The sequence below is a fragment of the [Clostridium] celerecrescens 18A genome (assembly GCF_002797975.1).
GTDB lineage: Bacteria > Bacillota > Clostridia > Lachnospirales > Lachnospiraceae > Lacrimispora > Lacrimispora celerecrescens.
Window position 1 is genome coordinate 1,700,616 of record NZ_PGET01000001.1, and the last position, 21,234, is coordinate 1,721,849.

Annotated in this window: 14 protein-coding genes; all 14 read left to right on the top strand. The window is 39.3% G+C overall.

Translation table 11 applies throughout. From position 1 onward, the window contains the following. Window positions 1–398 precede the first annotated feature (398 nt). Window positions 399–6,143, top strand: coding sequence for a polysaccharide lyase family 8 super-sandwich domain-containing protein (locus tag H171_RS08060; protein ID WP_100304668.1), 5,745 nt, complete (start codon window positions 399–401; stop codon window positions 6,141–6,143). A 197-nt stretch (window positions 6,144–6,340) separates the two neighbouring features. After that, window positions 6,341–7,570, top strand: a complete 1,230-nt coding sequence (locus H171_RS08065; RefSeq protein ID WP_100304669.1) for a Zn-dependent hydrolase — start codon at window positions 6,341–6,343, stop codon at window positions 7,568–7,570. A 217-nt stretch (window positions 7,571–7,787) separates the two neighbouring features. Continuing rightward, the gene (locus H171_RS08070; protein WP_100304670.1) at window positions 7,788–8,147 is read left to right on the top strand and encodes a molecular chaperone Hsp90; all 360 of its coding nucleotides are present in this window, start codon (window positions 7,788–7,790) and stop codon (window positions 8,145–8,147) included. 350 nt (window positions 8,148–8,497) lie between these two features. After that, window positions 8,498–9,502 carry a LacI family DNA-binding transcriptional regulator gene (locus H171_RS08075; protein WP_242976910.1) on the top strand — a complete coding sequence of 335 codons (1,005 nt, stop codon included), beginning with the start codon at window positions 8,498–8,500 and terminating at the stop codon, window positions 9,500–9,502. Continuing rightward, window positions 9,492–10,331, top strand: coding sequence for a carbohydrate ABC transporter permease (locus H171_RS08080; RefSeq protein WP_100304671.1), 840 nt, complete (start codon window positions 9,492–9,494; stop codon window positions 10,329–10,331). The genes H171_RS08075 and H171_RS08080 overlap by 11 nt, the downstream gene beginning before the upstream one ends. Window positions 10,332–10,394: 63 nt before the next feature. After that, complete coding sequence (locus H171_RS08085; protein ID WP_100304672.1) at window positions 10,395–11,723, top strand: ABC transporter substrate-binding protein; 1,329 nt, start codon at window positions 10,395–10,397, stop codon at window positions 11,721–11,723. 65 nt (window positions 11,724–11,788) lie between these two features. Beyond that, window positions 11,789–12,661: a carbohydrate ABC transporter permease gene (locus H171_RS08090; protein WP_242976911.1), complete on the top strand. Its 873-nt coding sequence runs from the start codon at window positions 11,789–11,791 to the stop codon at window positions 12,659–12,661. 22 nt (window positions 12,662–12,683) lie between these two features. Next, a complete protein-coding gene (locus H171_RS08095) occupies window positions 12,684–14,051 on the top strand; it encodes a family 4 glycosyl hydrolase (protein WP_100304673.1) in 1,368 nt (455 codons plus the stop codon). 25 nt (window positions 14,052–14,076) lie between these two features. Further along, window positions 14,077–14,964: a carbohydrate kinase family protein gene (locus tag H171_RS08100; protein ID WP_242976912.1), complete on the top strand. Its 888-nt coding sequence runs from the start codon at window positions 14,077–14,079 to the stop codon at window positions 14,962–14,964. Between the two features lie 586 nt (window positions 14,965–15,550). Then, the gene (locus tag H171_RS08105) at window positions 15,551–17,083 is read left to right on the top strand and encodes an ABC-F family ATP-binding cassette domain-containing protein (RefSeq protein ID WP_100304675.1); all 1,533 of its coding nucleotides are present in this window, start codon (window positions 15,551–15,553) and stop codon (window positions 17,081–17,083) included. A 293-nt stretch (window positions 17,084–17,376) separates the two neighbouring features. After that, window positions 17,377–17,868, top strand: coding sequence for a glycoside hydrolase family 125 protein (locus tag H171_RS08110; protein WP_242976913.1), 492 nt, complete (start codon window positions 17,377–17,379; stop codon window positions 17,866–17,868). 188 nt (window positions 17,869–18,056) lie between these two features. After that, on the top strand, window positions 18,057–18,947 hold the full coding sequence (locus H171_RS08115; protein WP_100304677.1) for an AraC family transcriptional regulator: 891 nt from the start codon (window positions 18,057–18,059) through the stop codon (window positions 18,945–18,947). 227 nt (window positions 18,948–19,174) lie between these two features. Beyond that, entirely contained in the window at window positions 19,175–19,648 is a 474-nt protein-coding gene (locus H171_RS08120; RefSeq protein ID WP_100304678.1) for a hypothetical protein, read from the top strand. A gap of 926 nt (window positions 19,649–20,574) precedes the next feature. After that, complete coding sequence (locus H171_RS24995; RefSeq protein WP_408645629.1) at window positions 20,575–20,697, top strand: CD1845 family protein; 123 nt, start codon at window positions 20,575–20,577, stop codon at window positions 20,695–20,697. Window positions 20,698–21,234: the final 537 nt, after the last annotated feature.

Here is a 21,234-nt window from a genome sequence, read left to right on the forward strand (position 1 = left end):
GCTGAAGCCAGATGAATAAAAATTGAGAAGAATAAAAAAGTATTGGGATTAATACAACTCATATGTAACATATTTTCATGAATAGATGGAGCTGATTATGATTCATTAAAATAGCTTTTATCTTCAGTACACTTCAACATTAGATTAAGCTTTTACATTTTCTACAAATAATACATCTTTTACAAAAATATTATAAAATTAAATTTATAATTATTAAAAACATGAAAATATTACAATTATTTTTAAAATAGTTCATTTATTATAGCAAAAAAATTCCATATAATTAAATAAATTTTTATATTATATCTCTGACTGTTTTTATGGGATAGGCAGGATCACTTATTAACAGGTTCAAGATCACTAATATAATTATTTTAATAAAAAAGGAGGAATTTTGTGTGAAGCAAAAGATTAGGAACAAGTGGAAGCGGGTGACAAGCATGTGTCTGGCAATACAGATGATCATGACAGTTCCATCTGCCGGACAGACGTTACCGGTAATAACCGGATCAGAATTATTAAACACACGGCATTATGCAGCGTCCATTAATCCTACAGTGGGAGGGGGAAGTCTGTCACTATCAAAAAGCAATGATACGACTTTGGCATGGAACACCATGAATGAAGAATTAATACCTGGAACAACCATGTTCTGGGAAGGGGGGAACCAATTTCGAGGGGCTGAAATCACAACAGAGCTGTCAATGAAGTCACTCTCGGAAACTTACGGTGTACAAGGAGTAAAGCTGGGGAATGAGGTTCATGGCGTTAAATCATGGTTTTTATTCGGCGGCGAAATCCTTTGTGCCGGAGCAGGCCTTATGGCGCAAACAGGAAGCAGCGGGCAGCTCATAACCGTTGTAGATAATATTCCGGTTACAAAAGATACAAAGCTGGCATTAACAAATCCCAACAACGGATACCGAAATGTACTGGCAGCAAGCACAAACCAGTGGAGTTCCCTCGTTAATACACCAACGAAAGGGGTCCATACCCAGAGAAACTGGCTCAGCGCATCTGACTTGAACAATAATGAACTGCAATGGTCCTATGTGTTTGGAGACGGGGAGACCGGATCGTTCCTGTCTACTTCAAACGTATACTATCGGCTGAACACGAAAGAGTCTGATACGGCTCAGTTAGCCGAGTTTTTTATAGCTCCCGGAGAAACCTACCAGTATACCATGGTCTCAGGGAAAACAACCGCTGATTATTCAAATTCAAGCCTCTACAAAACCGATGCAAGGCTTCTGATAAATACTCCGCAGATACAGGCTGCTTCCAGCAACGCAGAAGGGATTGTATCTGTAAACAAGTGGTCTTCCGACAGCATCAGACTGGATAATCAGATAGTGCCATTGACAATGAATGAGAGCATGTCACTTACCATAAAAAAAGATCCTTCTAATGGTAATATAACGCTGAATATAGCAAAGCCCGAGAATCAAACCGTTGGTTATCTGGAGGTAACACTGGAAACCAGGGGAAAAGGCATACTAACAAATTCGAACCAAAAGGCATTGGCAGATTCCTCTTTTGGATCTAACATTTTTCTTAAATTCGATGCTTCCGAAATGGGTCCTGAGCCAGTGGTTCTGAAGATTGAAGGAAAGGCAGCTGAAGCAATAACAGGAGATGAGATTGTTTTGGTAAGAGGAGAAGACGGACGGATTGAAAAACCGGCTGAATTATCCGGCAGCATTCGTTGGGAAGTTAAAATACCAAAGCCCGACGGGAGTTATGTGCGCAATGCGGGAAGTAGTAAGATTAAGAGAGAATTGCTGGAAGGAGAAACAGATGGAACCAGAAAAGCCGGAGATGCTGATGGAAGCCACATCGCTTCTGTTAAAAAGCTTTCCGGTGAAGACGCACTGCTGATGGCAAATGAAAAAGGAATTGCCACAGTACTGGCCACTGATGAAAACGGAAAACAAAAAAAGTGGAACGTAACAGTCCTATATGAAGATCCTGCAAATCTACCACAGACAGAACCGGAAGATTACGAGACAATCCGTAAACGGTGGAAAGATTCTCTCATCGGTAATGATCTGACTGAACTTGATGGAGGCAGAGTGATCCTTGACGACATTCAGGCGCAGGCAAAATCTGCATGGGAAGCGTATGCCTATAAAGGACAGGATTCCTGTGCCGGAATCCCCTGGCTAAAGGATGAAGGAGCTGAGGGTAACCCGGAGATTCTCTATGAGAATGATGCGGTAGAGTTTCGTCCGGCTTTTAAAAAGGTGCTGGCAATGGCAAAGGCATATGCAGCAAAGGGAAACCCCTATTACCAAAATGATGAGCTGATAAAGGACATAAAACAGATCATGAACTATCTGTGTTCCCAGTGTTACTCACCAAAGACCCAGACAGATAACTGGTGGACGTGGGAAATCGGCGTTCCCAAAGATCTTATTCCTATACTGGTCCTTATATATGACCAGCTGACGGAGGAAGAAATCAACCTTTATACCGAGGGGCTATATTTCTTTCAGCCGGATCCTTATCATGAAGGCATCATTGGAACCGGAAGCACCCATGCTCAGGGATACCGGACGGCCCAGGGAGCCAATATCATTGACTGTTCCAGGACCGCCTTAGGACTGGGAATTATCAGAGAAGATAATGAGCTTGTTTATATGGCTCAAAAAGCTTCTTCAGAGACTTTTATAATCCAGAGCTTAAAAGACAGCACCAAAATTGCGGATCAGGGTTATACCAGCGGTTTCTATGCAGATGGTTCTTATCTTGACCATTCCCATGTGCCATATTTAGGGTCCTACGGAATAGAGTTTCTGAAAGGCGGGGCAGGAATGCCGCCTCTATTTGCCGGAACACCTTGGGAATATCCAAGAGAAGTGCAGGAAAACCTGGAATTCTATTTGAAAGAAGGTTTTTTGAATGGGATGTACGATGGTATGATGCTGGATTCTCTGAAAGGACGTTCTGTATCAAGACCTGCTGGCAGTAACCGTGGTGCAGGAAGAGAAGCTATGGTTCTAATGATCCAGCTAATGGATTCCGTATCCCCTGAAGTACAGGAAGAATTAAAAAGTTCATTAAAAGCCTGGATGGAGATTGATCCCGGATTTATTAAAACCTTAAGCGGAGCAGAGTATATATCGATAAAGGAAAAAGCCCTGGAAATTCAGGGAGATGATTCTATCACCACCTCCATTGCTCCGATACATAAAAATCTGCCTCTCATGGACCGGGCGATTCACCGTACAGATAAGTTCCTGATGGCTCTGTCCATGTATTCAGAACGTATTCAGAATACGGAAATCATGAATCATGAAAACCGTTTTGGCTGGCATCAGGGAAGCGGCATGACCTACTTATACAATCAGGATACGATGCAGTATACGGAAAATTTCTGGAACACTGTTAATCCCCTCCGGTTGGCGGGAACTACCCTGGTTTCCAAGAATATCGGCAACGGTCAGCCGGACAGCTCAGGCTTTGCCCAAGGCGGTGATTTCCGCTCAAGGGAATCCTGGGTCGGAGGCAGCAGCATAGAGAATGACGGAATAAACGGAATGTCGTTAACCGGAGAAGTCCGTGTCAAAGAGGGAGAAGGTTCTCCTTCCGTGACATATTCCCCTAATCTGTCCGCTAAGAAATCCTGGTTTATGCTCGGGGAACAGATCGTATGTCTTGGAGCCGGCATATCTAATTCCGGAGAAGAATATCCGGTGGAAAGCATTATTGAAAACAGGCGTCTGAGACAGGATGGTGACAATCCTCTGATCATCAACGGAGAGCCAAAAGATCTTATGACAGAGTCCGCATCTTTAAAAGATATTGTAGAAGGAAAAGTGGATGTGTCAGGAACAACGCTTTCTGATGTTTCATGGGCCCATTTAAAAGGTAATACAGCCGGAAGCGATATCGGTTACTATTTCCCTGTCGGTTCTCAAACAATATCGGTAAGGAAAGCAAGGAATGCCGGAGACTGGTCAATGGTCGGAACATCAAATGGAAAAGCGGAAGAGAACTATCTGGAAATGTGGTTTGACCATGGGAAAAATCCTGAAAATGCCACATATGAGTATGTTCTTCTGCCAGGAAAGACTGCTGAAGAAACAGAACAGTATTCCAGGGAACCACAAATAACGGTCCTGTCAAACACTTCACAGATACAAGCTGTTTACGACAGATCCGAAAATATACTTGGAGCCAATATATGGACAGATACTGCTGCAAAAATTGGAGACTTCTCCGTTAAAGGTGCTGCTTCTTTCATGGCAAAAGAAGACGACAATGGAAATCTGACTGTCTCTGCCTCTGATCCAACGATGAAAAATACAGGTACTATTGTAATCGAAATAAATAAACCTGTGACAGATATTCTTTCATCAGACGAGAATGTTAAGGCAGAACTGACAGAATACGGTGCAAAACTTACCATTCAGGCAAAAGGAACCAACGGTTCCAATTCTTATGCAACAATGCAGCTGGCGGCTTCCCTTTCTCCGCAAGCCGTTACCCTTTCTCCTGGGCAGAGTATATCCTTTGCAGTCAATGATTACACCAATGATGCAGGGAATGTTACCTGGAAAGTCACAGGAGATAAGCCTCTGGAATCAGGTACCGGAATCGATGAAGAAGGCGGTCTTGATATTGATGATTTTGAAGAGAGCAGCCGGTTAAACGTGACTGCTGAACTTGAAAATGGGATAAAGCTTCAGGCCTTTGTATCCTTAGGCGGAAAAGTTGGACCAGAATTACCGAAAAACATTCAAAAAGTCCAGTCTCTTATTGAAGATGCGGTAAAAGAGGCCATAAGCAACGATGATTACAGCGATTACAAGGTACAAAAATCTATCAGGTCAGCAGTCAATGCCTTAACTGCCGTTTCAAATGAAGAATTGGCAACGTATTTAATGGATCAATTGATCACATTAGAAGAACTGTATAAGGCTGCCATGGCTGCAAAAGACTGTATGATAGACAGCAGAGTGGATTCCACTGAAACAGAAATGACTGGTATACAAATTGCAGGGGCTGCGTTAAGCATACCCATTAAAATTACAGGAAGCAGTGCAACTCCCTCCAGTGCGGTAAGAGCGACTGCCTCCAATGCAAGCAAGGCATCTCCCTCATCCGCTTTCCGGATCTTTGAAGATGAGGAAGATGATCAGGAAATCCGTACTGCAGTTCTGTCGGTCACAGACGGCAATGTATCCGAAACAGAAGAAGAATTCCGAAAATCCTTTGGGCTTCAGCTTCAGTTGGAGGATAAGTATGGAAATAGAAAGCCCATATCATTAAATGCTCCGGTGAAAGTATGGATGGACATTCCTGAACAGGAAAAGAGCAATCGTTCCATTGCTGCGACATTTAAGGGGTCAGGTGGAGAAACCAGACAATTGCCCGTATATTGGGATCACAAAACAGATAAAATTTCATTTGTGATAACGGATAACGGAACAGTGACCTTAATAATTGACAGTACCACAGGAGGAGAAGAACACTTTCAGGTGTCCATTGATGACAATCTGGAAGGCGGCAGCATCACTGCCAATCTCACCGAAGGAAAAAAAGGAACAAAGGTAATTGTTAAGACAGTTCCTGATATTGGATATCGTTTAAAACGTCTGTCTGTTAACGGAAAGACAGTGTCGCTGGACAAAAACGGAAAATATGAGTTCCTGCTCTTGCAGAATACCTATATTACAGGTGAATTCCGGAAAACCAATCTGGACGGAGAGGGAAGCCAGGACAAAGATAGAAACTATGAATCAAGACCAGCTAGCTCTGTCTGGAAGATGGTGAACGGAAAGTGGTACTATTTCAATGATAAGGGCAATATGGCGACAGGCTGGCTTTTAGCCGATGGAAAATGGTATTGGCTGAGCTCAGATGGAGCTATGCATACCGGCTGGGTCTTTGATCAGATGGACGGCTCCTGGTATTATCTGGATTCATCCGGAACCATGGCAGAAGGCTGGAATTGCATAGATGGGAAATGGTATTATTTGACCACACAAGCAGAGGGTTCATCCGGCTGGGCACTGAATCAGGAGAAATGGGAATATAAAAAGCCAGAAGGGTACTCACGCCCGCGTGGATCGTTATACATGAATGGTGTGACTCCAGATGGCTGGATGGTTGACAGCAATGGAGTATGGAATCAATAAGTGTCAGGCTGTTAATCTTTTGTAAAAGATAATAAAGTTGATGGATGCTGCTTTGCTAACTGATGTTTGTTTTGCAGCATCCATTATTTTTTTGAAATTCCTCCGAATATAGATTGTCCTTCAATCCAAAATTTGTAATATAAACAACCTTATGTTATGATAATATTTATAAAAAATGAAGTAGGAAGGTAAGTAACATGATTCAGTGCAATTATGAAAGAATGGAAGATAAGATTAAAACTTTCAGCAGGTTTGGAGATACTGGAAAGGGTGGAATTACCAGATTTTCCTTATCAGATGAAGCCTTAGCCGCAAGAAAAGAATTCGTAAAGCGCATGGAGGCAATCGGTGCTTCCATGGCAACAGATGATATGGCAAATATATATGCAACCATTGCCGGTACAGAAGATTTACCTGCCATTGTCTCAGGTTCCCATATGGATTCTGTACGCCAGGGCGGGAATTATGATGGAATTCTGGGTGTCTTAACCGCAATGGAAGTGGCAGAAACCATAGTTAATGATAAAATACATCACAGACATCCGATTACGGTTATAGTATGGACAAACGAAGAAGGCGCCAGATTTGAACCGGCAATGATGTCTTCCGGTGTTGTTTGTGGAAAGTTTAACAAGGAAATTATGCTTGCTTCACAGGCAAAAGACATTCCTGGATATACCTTCAGAGAAGCTTTGGAGAAAAGTGGATTTAAAGGAAAGGAAGAGAACCGGCTGGATCCATCTAAAACAAAGGCTTTGGTGGAACTTCACATTGAACAGGGCCCGGTGCTCGAAGCAGAAGGAATAGATATTGGAGTAGTAGAAGGCGTCTGCGGAATGATCAATTACGAATTTACATTTACCGGACAGGCAGGTCACGCAGGAACAACACCTATGAAATACCGTAAGGATGCACTTTATGCGGCGGTTAAAACCATTCAATATCTCCATGATGAACTGGACCAGTTAGATAGCAAATTGGTTTATACCACGGGAAAGATTTCTGCCCATCCGAACATTCACACCATAATACCGGATGAAGTAAAATTTACCCTGGATGCGAGACATCAGGATCCGGAAGTGATCAAACAGGTACTTGCAGTCATTAATAAGATCCCAAGCATTGTGGAGCAATGCGATGTGAGTTATGAGGAAGCATGGTCACGTGAGACCGTGAGCTTTACTGCTGAACTGGTTGATTATGTGGAAAAAAGTGCAGAGGAATGGGGCTATTCCCATCGTAGAATATACAGCGGCCCAGGTCATGATGCACAGTTTGCTATAGATCTGGTTCCTACTACCATGATATTCGTGCCAAGTGCAGGAGGGCATAGCCATTGTGAGATCGAATATACTCCGGTAGAAAACTGTTTAAAAGGTGCGAATGTACTTTTAAATACAATTCTGCATATCGATAAAGAGCATTAAACAATAAGAATGCTCAATAAAATGAAGCTGAATAATCTATGATAAATCATGTAACAAATCATTACTCCTTTATAAACGAAACGGCTCCGTCAGTATAAAAACATAATACAGCTTGCCGTGAAAGAGCAGGAGAGCAGGGATAAATATTTAAATTGCAAAGGCAAAATAATTATGGTAAAATATAGAAAAATCCCAGAAGAAAGAAGGAATATCAATTATGGATAAAGAAGTATTAGATTATGCTGTTGAGAAAACTCACGAATTGATGAGTGCACCATCATGTAGCAATGAGGCAAAAGCAGCGGCTCAGACCTGGTTGGATTCTATTGGAACTGATAGGGAAGCCGCAGAAACCAAAAAGTATATTGATGAACTTGAGGCAGATATCTTGCCTGTTGACAGTTTAATCGGTTTTGCAGGATCTGAGGCTGGAATCCAGGTTTTTGGTGAAGAAACTGCGAAGAATATTGAGGCACATGCAATTGAAATAAAATCTGCCGGAGAGAAATATTGTGATTGTCCGGCTTGTGCTGCTGTAGCAGCAATTCTTAGTAAGAAAGATGTCCTTCTTAAATAGGAAAATAAAATTAAAAATCGGAACACTTTAAAGAGCATCAATCAGAAATGATTGGTGCCTTTTCTTTATTGATTCCTATTTCTCGCAGGGGCGGCTATCAATAGAACTATCTTTTAAGAAATCTTTATACGGCCTTCCATAAGCATGGCTACAGAAGCGATAGCAGAAAACCCATGAAACAAATGAAACAATCATGAAACAAATGTAAAACTTATGACTATATTGACAAAAATATTTTATTACTTTATGATCAAATTGTTAATTATGATATAATTATTGGTTTGAAAATGAAAAATATAGTAATTATATATAATTATTGTTTCTGAAACAAATTGAAAGAGGTGAAAGTAATGCCATTGACAGTTAGAGATATTGCAAAAATTGCAGGTGTTTCTCCAGCTACTGTTTCAAGATATTTTTCTGGCAGTGGTGTTGTGAGTAAAGATACGGCCAGAAAGATTGAGCATGCTTCCAAAGAGTTAGGGTATACACCAAGATTTAAAAAGTGCAAAGATAATGGTGTCATAGCTGTTTTGGTACCTAACTTGCAACTGGGCTTTTACGGTGAAGTGTTAAAAGAATTGATTGAAGAAATTCCAAAATATAACTACAGAATTGTATTTATACCAACCATACCGGACAGTGAACATTATAAGATATTCTTTAAGGAAATGAACATTGTAGGCGTGATATATTTTGATGAATTCATAGACCTGGATATTATTAACTACATCGCATCCAAGAAAATTAAAACGGTAATGTTTGCCGGAGGGTCTCTTGACAGCAGGTCAGAAATGGTTCATATCAATGATATTGCAGCCGCCTATGAAGGAACTAAATATTTAATTAGCCTGGGGCATGAAAAGATAATAATTCTATCAGACTTTTTAAAAAATATCGGATCTTCTTTTCAGCGGTTTACTGGCTGTAAGCGGGCGCTTGATGAGATTGGAGTTGATTTAAATGAAAATGAAATGTTAGGATGCGGAACTGTTACTTATGAAACTGGTTACCGGTTAACAAAACAATTCTTGGACAAGAAAACAGACTTTACCGCTATTTTTGCCTTTAGTGATGAGATGGCAATGGGAGGAATATCTGCGTTGCATGATTTTGGGCTTAAGGTACCGGAAGATGTATCGGTTTTGGGATTTGATGATATTGCCATGGCAAGCAGATTCATACCAAGGTTAACTACGATACATCAGCCAATCAAAGAATTTGTTACGAAAACCTTAGAGGCTTTTCAGGATTTAGACAATGTAAATGATAAAGTAGAGATCACACTGCCATATAAGATTGTAAAGCGTGACACTTGCACGGTGAATAAGGGAGTAAACATATATGAAAAGTAAAAGAATAGGGGCATTCGTTTCTGAGTTATTAAGACAGATTTATCTGATATTCTTTGTGTTCATCTCAATTGGACCATTATTATGGATTATCATGTCTTCCTTTAAGACGAACAAAGAAATTTTATCATCTGCATTCGCATTACCTTCAAATTTTAGTCTGGCAGGTTATAATGCAGCACTTAAACTGGCTCCTATCTTTAAATTTTACAATAACAGTTTATTGATTTCCATGGTTAGTACAATTCTAAATATACTTGTAGTATCAATGGCAGCATATATTTTGGCAAGATGTCGGTTTAAAGGGAAAACATTTTTAACATTATTACTTTCCTCCTCGTTATTAATACCTACTTCCTCTTTATTAATGCCAATTTATATCATTATGACAAAGATTGGTCTGTATGATACGAAAACAGGACTGATCATTGTATACGCAGCATTAGGGCTTCCCTCCTCGCTGTTTATTATAAAGAGTTATTTTCAGAGTATACCGGTAGAATTGGAAGAAGCCGCTTATTTAGACGGAGCGGGTTTTGCGAAAACTTACTTTTTAATTGTATTTCCTATTGCTAAATCGGGGCTTGCAACTGCAGCAATACTCCAATTCTTAACTTCATGGAATGAATTCATGTTCGCATTGATCTTAACAAAAAGTACATTGGCAAGAACATTGCCATTAGCACTCAATTATTTTACATCTCAGTTCTCATTTAATTACACGGCGATGTTTGCAGCATTAGCCATGGTGATCATTCCAAGTATATTAATTTATACACTCCTGCAGGAACAAGTAACAGATAGTATGGTAGCCGGATCAATTAAAGGTTAGGCTGGTTAACGGGGCTTTGGCACAATGGTGTCTCAAATATAATGTATCAAAGAAAGGGGATTTATGATGAAAAAAGATCTTGGGAAAGTTGTAGGGGTACTATTAATAGGGGTTATGGTTATCGGTATGTTGCAAGGGTGTGGGGCAAAAAACAATGAAACCGGAAGCAAATCTGATACCGGCAATACACAGGTAACGGATGGCGGCAGCGAGGCTGGTAAGATAATTGAAATTAATTTTCCCACCTCCTGGGTTGGTGTAAGTTCAAGTACAGAGTGGTTTAATGATCGTTTAAGCGCATTTAATGAACAATATTCGGATAAATATAAAGTTGTAGTAGAAGAGATTGCCGGTGATCAGGCTTATGTGGATAAATTAAAAGTTCTATACTCCTCCAAATCCTTACCGGATGTTATTAGTACAGGAGGTTACAACCTCATTGATTCCATGAAAGATCAGCTGGTTGATTTAACGCCTTATGTGGACGATCAATGGAAAAACTCTACCAGTGAAGTATGCTGGGATGTAAATTCAAGAGACGGACATATTTATGGAATTCCGTATTCCAGACAGGTGATTGGATATTTCTATAACAAAGAGCTTTTTGAAAAAGCGGGAATCAAAGAACCGGCAAAAACCTGGGATGAATTCTTTGATCAGTGTGACAAATTATTGGCAGCAGGTATTGCTCCAGTATCAATGGATACTGCAGATTCAGGCTGGCTGACTTCATTATTGTTAGGTGCCATGGTTGCTTCTAATGACGAAGGTGAAAAGTTTATGAATACGTCACTTCCTAAAAACTATAATACTCAGGAATTCATAGATGCAGCCGGAATGATTCAAACATTGTTCCAGAAATATACGACTCAGGATGCAATTGGCGGAAAATATGAGAATGGAGCCAGTAACTTCTTTATGGAACAGACAGCAATGATAGCAAATGGTCCTTGGATGGTCAGTGATTTCTATGATACTTCCATGGTAGAAGAAGGTTTTGCGGACAAGATAGGAACAGCTATGTTTCCGGGAAATGTTATGTATAACAGCGGAAAAATTGGTTTTAATATTGCATCTAAATCAGAAGATCAATTAAATGCTTCTCTTAAATTTGCTAAATTTATGACATCTGCGGAAAGCCAACAAAAAATGCTGGAAATGACAGGAGAAATTCCGGCTGATATTCATGTGACTTCCGATACCATTTATCCGCTTGTAAATGATGTTGTAGAAAACGGTAACCAGGCAGCTAGAAATATTAATGATTTTCAAAGCTTATGGTATGCCAACGTAGTTGATGAGATAAGCATTCAATATCCACTGCTTGCCCAAGGACAAATAACTCCGGAAGAATTTGCAACCGCATTAACCAAAGCAGCAGAGAAAAATTAATTGACAATATCAATTCTTTCCTCTGCCTTTACCGGCAGGGGAGAGAAGAATAGAGGTGAAAGAGATTGCGTGTAAAAAAAAGAATGATGGTATGTTTCTTATTACCTTGTATCCTGCTATTTTCCTTAATTTATCTAATACCCATGGGAATTGTATTTGTAACCTCATTCTTTGAGTGGAAATCTGGCGGAGTTTTTCATTTTGTTGGTCTTCGTAATTACATTGAGGCCTTTATAAATGATACAAGAATGCATCAGGCATTAAAAAATACCGGAATATGGGCTCTGCTTCAATCAACTGTCCACGTAGGAATAGGTACCATTACCGCATTTATACTATCCCGTAAAATAAAAGGCTGGAAGATCTTTCGAACGATATTCATGATACCCAATGTTATATCAGCAGCTGCCTTAGGCGTTATCTTTTTAAATGTATTTAACCCCAAATATGGACTGCTTAATTCCATGATCAGTACACTAACCGGTAATGAGTTTTCTAAAAATTGGTACTTTGATCAAAACTCAGCTTTTCTTACCGTGACCTGGAGCTGGTTGTTGTATGCAGGTCTGGTTATGATACTAGTTCTGGCAGGTGTCATGTCCGTTCCTGATGAAGTAATGGAGGCGGCGAAAATAGACGGGGCCTCCGGTTTACAGATTGATTTTAAAATAAGGCTGCCATTGGTACGTACAATTCTTGGAACTTGTGTAATTATATCGGCAACCAGTATGCTAAGAGAATTTGAATTAATTTATCTTACTACCAACGGAGGACCTGGCGATACTACCCTTAATCTGCCTCTATATCTATATAAAACCTCTTTGACAGATAATAATTATGGATATGCAAATATGATGGGAGTTTTATTAATTATCTTAGGTATCTTTGCTGTTTTTGCTATTAATAAATTGTTCCGTATGAGTGAGTCTGATTATTAATAAAAAGGATAGGAGAATAAGAATGAAGATTACAGTAATAGGTGGGGGAGGGGTACGCTCAATGTTTCTTGCAAAGAGCCTGTCCCAAAATGCGAAAAGATTAGGAATCACTGATCTGGTATTCATGGATAATAATGAGAAAAAATTAAATATTTATGGAAAAATGGCAAGAGAAGTTGCAAAAAGAATTGATTCTTCTCTTACATTTGCTCTCACAACCGATCCTGTCGAAGCAGTAACGGATGCCGATTATGTCATTACTACCATACGTGTCGGAGAAGATGACATGAGAGTTAAAGATGAAAGAATCGCTCTTTCCTATGATTTGTTAGGGCAGGAGACAACAGGTGCGGCAGGTTTCTCATTTGCAATGCGTTCCGTTCCTGCTTTGGTACAATACTGTGAGCTAATAAAAGAACATGCAAAAAAAGAAGTGAAAGTATTTAATTTTACCAATCCTGCGGGAGTAGTTTCCCAGACGTTAAGAGATATGGGATTTGATTTTACTTATGGGATCTGTGATGCACCCAGCGGTTTGCTGCATTCCTTTGCTAAACTGTATGGTGTCAGCCAGGATGAAATAACAGGAGAATGTTATGGACTTAATCATCTTTCCTTCTTTAAGAGCATTCAATTAAACGGGAAAGAGATTATGGCAGATTTGCTGGCAGATGACCGTGTTTATGAGTTTACTGATATGCGGTTTTTTGATAAAGAATTAGCTTTGCATCTGGGCTGTATCTTAAATGAATATTTGTATTACTTTTATTATCGTGAGGTAGCCATATCCAATATTCTTACAGCAAACGTAACACGAGGTGAAGTGATTAAAGACATTAATCTACATATGACAGAAGAATTATCTAAGATGGATATAGAAGGTGACTTTGATCATTGTTTAAAAGTATATGAGCAATGGTATGACAGAAGAGAAAGCGCTTATATGGCTAATGAAACGGGGATTAAAAGCCATAAACCTCCTTTTAAGTTTGATATTAATGAGAAAGATAATGGTGGCTATGCTGGGGTCGCTTTAAAATATATTGAAGCAGAATTATCTGGGGAGTCAAAAGATATGATTCTTTGCGTTCCCAACAATGGGGCTATTGAAGGATTAAAGGATACAGATGTGGTTGAAGTCAGCTGTACCATTACCAGAGATGGTTATATTCCTCACAAGATTGAAGAACCCGGTGAACTTCAAATGGAACTGATAAGAAGAGTAAAGTCTTATGAAAGACTGGCTTCTTCCGCCATTCGGAACCGGGATAGAAAAGAAGCAGTGGATTGTCTCATGCTGCATCCGCTTGTGAATTCTTATTCCCTGGCTAAGGCCTTAATGGAACAATACCTAAGTATCAATACAGAATATATTAAGGAGTGGAAGTAGGATGGAGCACGTATCAGGAGTCGGAATGATTAATGTGGATATCCTTTATTCAGGAATTGACAGAATTCCCAATGAAGGGGAAGAAATATATTCCAAGGAATTTGATATTCAGTTAGGTGGGGGAATTCCGGCAACTATGATTAACCTAGCACGCCTTGGGATTCCTACTGAACTATGCACTTTCTTAGGAGATGATATGTTCTCCAATTATGCAAAATCCCAGTTAAAACACTATAATACATCGTATCATAATATTTATAATGGAGACGGTATGCCCCTGGCCATAACCTCCATAGTCACAACACAAAGGGACCGTACCTTTATTTCTTATCGTAATCATTTTACACTGAATGAAGAAGATCAGGATAAGATATACGATAAACTAAAAGGTGCAAAAATAGCAGATATGCAGCTGGGGTATTTAGAAGTTTATAAGCGTTTGAAAGAGGATGGAACAATACTTGTTTTTGATGTGGGCTGGGAAGACGGGATGTCTTTAGAAAAATATTCAGAGTATCTTAAGCTAGCAGATTATTTTACGCCTAATCAGAAAGAAGCGTTAGAGATTACGAAAACAAATAATTTGCAGGAGGCTGCGGATAAACTAAAAGAATATTTTGATCAGGTAATTATCAAGCTTGACAAGAACGGTTGTATGCTTGTAGAAGGTGATACGACACATATCATTCCGCCGTTAGAGAATATTAAAGCGGTTGATGCTACAGGAGCAGGAGATGCATTTTTAAGCGGTTTTATTTATGGTTTATATCATAACTATGATATTAAAGATGCCATACTGTTTGGCAACATTACCGGCGGATTATGTGTAGAAGGGATTGGATGTTTAACACGTTATGTAAATGAGAAGGAATTACTAGTGATAGCAAATAAGCATCGTAAGAAAATCAGGTAAAATAAACAGGTGAAATTAATCATTAAACGGATTAAAATAAAAGACAGAAAGATGGACAATTTATGTGATTGTTCATCTTTTTCACGAAAAAACCTAATGCGATATGGTAGTGAGCATGTAAGGCCGCGGATTTCGAATGTCCGCTTGACTTTCATGTCTGCTACAGACTAAGAATTGACAGCACCAAAATGCTGTGATATAATGATTGCGTTTCAGTAAAGGAGAGAATACTATGAACTTCTATTTGACCAATCAACTTGTTAAGAAACTCAACTCTGTACAATTCATGCCGGTGAAACATTGTACAGAGTATAGCGTATAGATGACGCATTAAGATTTCATCGGAAAGCAGGGCAATTTTCATACTAATACAAGTTAGTATGCTATTGCTTCTTTCCGTGTGTAAATTTAGCGTATAAAAGGCTATGGACAATGTTTTGTCCGTAGCCTTTTGCTTTTAAAATATCGGTTTGTATAGAACTGAGAGGCAGAAGGCAAATACACATATGTGTATTGTCTTCTGCCTTTTTGCGTTTTTACACATGGTTGCTGGTTTAATAACAGAAATGAAAGGACTTTGATTAACATGAGCTTACTAGAAATTAACGGATTATCACATTCTTTTGGAGATAATCTGCTTTACAAAAATGCGGAATTGACCCTCAACAAAGGCGAACATATTGGTATCGTTGGACAGAACGGAACTGGAAAAAGCACTTTGATTAAAATTTGCACCGAGCAGGTGATGCCGGACGCCGGACGAATGAGCTGGCAGTCCAATATCTCTGTTGGTTATCTTGGCCAGTATGCGGAAATAGACCATAGCTTAACTATGAAAGAATTTTTAAAGTCAGCCTTTTCAAGACTTTACGAGATTGAAAATGAAATGGGGGCATTATATGAAATGGCAGCAGACGGCGATACGAGATACCTGGAACGTGCAGCTAAACTTCAGGAAGAACTTGAAAGAAATGATTTTTATTCAATTGATACACATATCGAACAAGTGGCAAACGGATTGGGATTGCTTGCTATTGGTCTTACCCGTCCGATTGAGCAAATGAGCGGAGGCCAGCGCGCAAAGGTGATTTTAGCAAAATTACTTCTAGAAAAACCTGATGTTCTTTTGCTTGATGAACCAACAAACTTTTTAGATAAAGAACACATTACATGGCTTGCCGAATATTTATCCAGATTGGAAAATGCTTTTATGATAGTGTCACATGACTTTGCCTTTTTAGATAAAATAACAAATCGAATTTGTGATATAGATAATGATACCATTACAAAATATTATGGTTCCTATTCAGAGTTTTTGAAAAAGAAAACTCTGCTGCGAGAAGATTATATCAGGCAATATTCTACACAACAAAAGGAAATCAAAAAGACAGAAGAATTTATAAGAAAAAATATAGCCGGACGAAAATCAAAAATGGCAAGAGGCCGTCAGAAGCAGCTTGATCGCATGGATAAAATGGAGGCTTTAGCGCAGAAGGAAATAAAGCCATATTTTTATTTTCCAGAATTACCTTTGACGAATACAGAGCATTTAACAGTTAAACATTTAACAATTGGCTACCATTCCCCTGTGTTGTCTGATATTGATTTTAGCATAAAAGGCGGACAAAAGGTAGTGATCACCGGGTTTAACGGAATCGGAAAGTCAACGCTTTTAAAAACTCTGGTCGGGCAGATTCCGTCCATACAGGGTTTATATAAATACTCCGACCAAGTAACTCTTGGATATTTTGAACAGGATTTATCATGGCCTGATGATACAAGAACTCCCATTCAGATTGTTTTAAATTCCTGTCCGGATCTGGTAATAAAAGACGTCAGAAAAAAATTAGCCAGATGTGGTATTTCGAGTAAGCATGCCATGCAATCAATCGGGACATTAAGCGGCGGAGAACAGGCAAAAGTGAAAATGTGTTTATTGACATTAACACCATGCAATTTTCTGATTATGGACGAACCGACAAATCATTTAGACGTTCAGGCAAAAGACTCCTTAAAAACAGCCTTATCGGAATTTTCGGGGACTGTTTTACTGGTTTCACATGAAGAAGCATTTTATAAAGATTGGGCGCAAAGGGTCATTGATATAGAGAAACGGTAAAATTTTCTGAACATCCTAATCTGCCCTGCAGCAGAAAGTATGTCCGACAGCTCTCTGTTGCAGAACAAACATCTCAACACCGGAACGTACATATTGGCTCTAGCCAATATATCGCCCACTCTGGTATAATAAGAGCATAAATGGAAAGGACGTGAACAGATGCAGAAAATGTTGGAAAAATCACCGGATATCCTTTTGTCAAGGGGTGGGGAGCTGGAGGATGAATATAAAAAGGTATATCGATCCTTATGCCAATGAGTTTAATGAGAGCGCCAACGGTGCGGGACATTAAGATGATACAAATTGTCCATCACGAAAAGTACGGTGATATCTATGCTTATGAAACCGACGGTATGGGACATCATATTCTGATGGATGACGCAAATTCCCCCAGCCTTCTGGCTATTCCTTATCTGGGTTACAAAGATGCTTCGGATGAGATATATCAGAATACCCGCAGATTTATCCTGTCAGAGGATAATCTTTACTTTTATTCCGGTACATACGCCCGGGGCATTGGAAGCCAGCATATACCAAAAGGCTTCATCTGGCACATCGGATTAACAATGCAGGCTTTAACTTCCACTGACAGGGCTGAGATACTGGAATGTCTGAGAATGATAGCGGCTACCCATGCCGGCCTTAATTATATGCATGAGTCCTTTAATCCGGAGAATCCAGAAGAATTTACCAGGACCTGGTTTGCCTGGGCTAATTCAATATTTGCAGAACTGTTGGATCAATTATCCATTCATGGGTTCTGGACCAGTGCTTCTTTGCTATAATAGCAACAGACGCACTGGTCTTAATTTTTCTTAAGTATCACCTGTTTAAAAATGCAAGAGGCTAAGTTAAATTGGAACTCTTTATTATGATTTATACTAAGTTGAATATGTCAAAAATACACAAGATAGGACAGGAAACGTAATGCTTGATTTGATATTATGATGATGTAACGAAGGGAGGATAAAAGATGGCATGGATAGAGATGCTTCAGCAGGCAATTAACTACATGGAAGATCATCTACTGGATGAAATTAATTATGAAGATGTAGCAGATATGATTTATATGTCAAGTTACGAATTCCATCGAACATTTAGTATAATGGCCGGAATGACAGCTAATGCTTATATTCGAAATCGTAGATTGTCACTTGCAGGTGTGGAATTAATGGAAACAGATGTAAAAGTGATAGATGCAGCTCTAAAGTATGGCTATGATACTCCAGAAAGCTTTACGAAAGCATTTACACGTTTTCACGGAGTTTCACCCAAATATGCCAAAAAGCAAGGAACTAAATTATGCCTCTTTAATCCCTTGAAAATTAAGATATCAATGGAAGGCGGTAAAAGTATGGACTATCGTATGGAAGTTAAAGAGGAACAGAGGTTTATATGTTTAGCGAGAGCATTTTCTAACGAAAGTATAAATGAAGAGGGAAATCATGAAATACCAGATTTCTGGGATGAATGCCATAAGGCCAACCTGGTAGAGGTATTGCGACAATTGAGACCAGAGGGTAAAAAAGATTTATATGGACTTTGTTCACCTAACCAGGAAGGAAAAACAACATTTGAGTATGGAATAGGAGTCATTGTTGATGACGAAACAAAAGTATTTAATCAAAGTGAAATGGAACTGAAAGGATATCGCATTTGGACTACTTTAAAACAACAGTATGTGGTATTTGAATGCTTTGGAGAAAATGGCGATTGTATTAGTGAAGCATGGATTCAATTTTTTAAAGAATTTTTACCACAGATGGGATATGAAGCATCTGATCATACCGACTACGAAATCTATTTTGAAAACGGAAAAATAGGTTTGTTCTGTGAATTGTGGATTCCAGTGAAAAAGTGCTAACGAAGTATAGCTGATTTATTGAAAGAAGAGGGGATAGGGAAAGAAAAACAACAAAACTGCTTGATGTTATGTGTGATACAGAATCTAAGATCAACAGCTAGAATGCCAGCGCCGCCTTCATTTTGAAATCGTAACGATGGCCAAGAAATTTCAATAAAATAGTATTGTATATTAATTGAAGATATGGATTTATTATGATATTATGTTTAAAAAAGGAGGTTTTATGTATGAAGGGGTTTTTTAGGGTTATATTTACAACAATATTACTTGCTGGTATGTTGATTATTCCTGCAAGCGCCGCTGAAGATCAAGCTGTTAACTGGGGAGATACAAATTATCAGATAATGGTGCCAGGTTTTATTGAGGGAAGAGATATTACAATTAACGGTCAACCCACACCTGCAATTGTTGTTCAAAAGCCAGAGAAAAATAGTGATAATAAGTATCGTATTTTTGATATCATAACAACTAATACAAATGCAACATCCATTACTTCAACTGTTTATAATTCAAAAGAAGAATATGCAGGCGATTTAATGACAGATCTTGAAAATGGTCGTGTCAGCTACATTCCAGTTTTATCAGACGATTTTGAAAGTTTATCTAAAGAGCCTATGTATTTTGGATTCTCATATCGGGATAAAGATTGGAATGAGATTTATAAATTCCCAATTTGGATAGTATTTGAAGACAAAAAATAAGTTATCGTTGATTATTTCAGTTTCTAAGATATCAGTGAAGAATCATGAAAAAAGTATAAAATATTTTAAGACGGGGCTATTGTTAAAGTAGATATATCTACGGTAACGAATAGTCTCGTTCTTTATGTGCCAAAGTAGTAATGGATAAAACAGTAGTGAAAGCTAGAGATAATCCCTTTGATTGAGAAAATGGGAGATTACTTGATATAAAAGATAGAGTAGAGGGGAACGTAATCTGTCCCTATTCTTGGAAAGGCTCAGTGAAAGATAGAGTGAACGTAGAATTAGATTGTCCATATTTGTAATAGAAGAGAATACGTGGAAAACATTATATTCTAATATGATGAAAATGGAACATAGGTAACTGGCTCTTTATTGACCCCGATAATATTATGAAAATTATTCGGGTATTGTTTGGTGGACCAGTTCCGAGTGTCAAAATTCTTATGATATGAGACCTAAAAAGAAGTTGTATTATCAAAAGAGGAAAAAGGAACGTTGCCCGTATTGTAGAGGAATGCGCAGAAAAATGCATCTATTTTATGAATATCATTGGACTAAGATGATGCCAATATGATATACTTAATGATAGTATTAAATAAAAAAACGACAAAACCCCCATGATTTCAGTTTTTCGGTTTTCCGGATAAAACAGTGAAAAACGACATAACAGATAACCGAAAAATTTCCGACAAAACTCCGAAAATCCGGGAACCCTTGTAAATACGGGGCTGGAAGGGGTTTTGTCGTATACATTTGAAAAACGACAAAACCTCGATAACGACAATTCAAATCAGCTAGGTTTTGTCGTTTTTTTATAAGCGAAAATATTATTGAGAGAAATGCTGTAAGATAAAAGCGACAAAACTAACTGATGGTGATTGCTCAGAAAACTATTTTCATTTTCATGGGCGTGGGGCGGGCGTATGACCGATGGAATTGTTTTACTGATAATGGGCTTTCTTGTTTCCCCCTTCGGCATACCCTGCGCCGGGCTGTGGATAGTGGATAAGCTGCACGATCTAAAGGATAGCATACAGAGCATTTGAGAGGACAACCGAATACCGAACGGGGGAGCGCCACACTAGCAGGCAAGGGTTCCTATTGGACGGTGCGGCGGCTGTCTGACCGTATCTGTCTGTAATGGGGCCTGTCGTATATCGCCCAGCCGAATATTATGGCGAGTGGCTGGACAACCGCAGACCGCCCACCTAGCAGCAGCGCCTTGTGGCGCAGATTGACGCTTGCCTAGCCTAGCAGCCCGCCAGCTTTGACGAGTTCCTACAGGCTATTCATATACAGGGGCGGCTCCATTAGTTTCCGTGAGGCCGGGGCCGCTGAATTCTTCACCCGCTTGCGGTCTGACACGCTGGGCGAGGGCAAAGGCCTCGGCTATGAGCGGTGGACCAAGATTTTCAACCTAAAGCAGATGGCTGCGACCCTTCAATTTTTGCAGAAAAAGGTCTTGCTACAATATGAGGATTTGGAGCGGCGGGCCGCCAGGGCCGTTGACCGCTCCCATGCGCTAACCGACAAAATCAAGGCGACGGAGGTGGCAATGGCCCGCAACAATGAGTTGAAAGGGG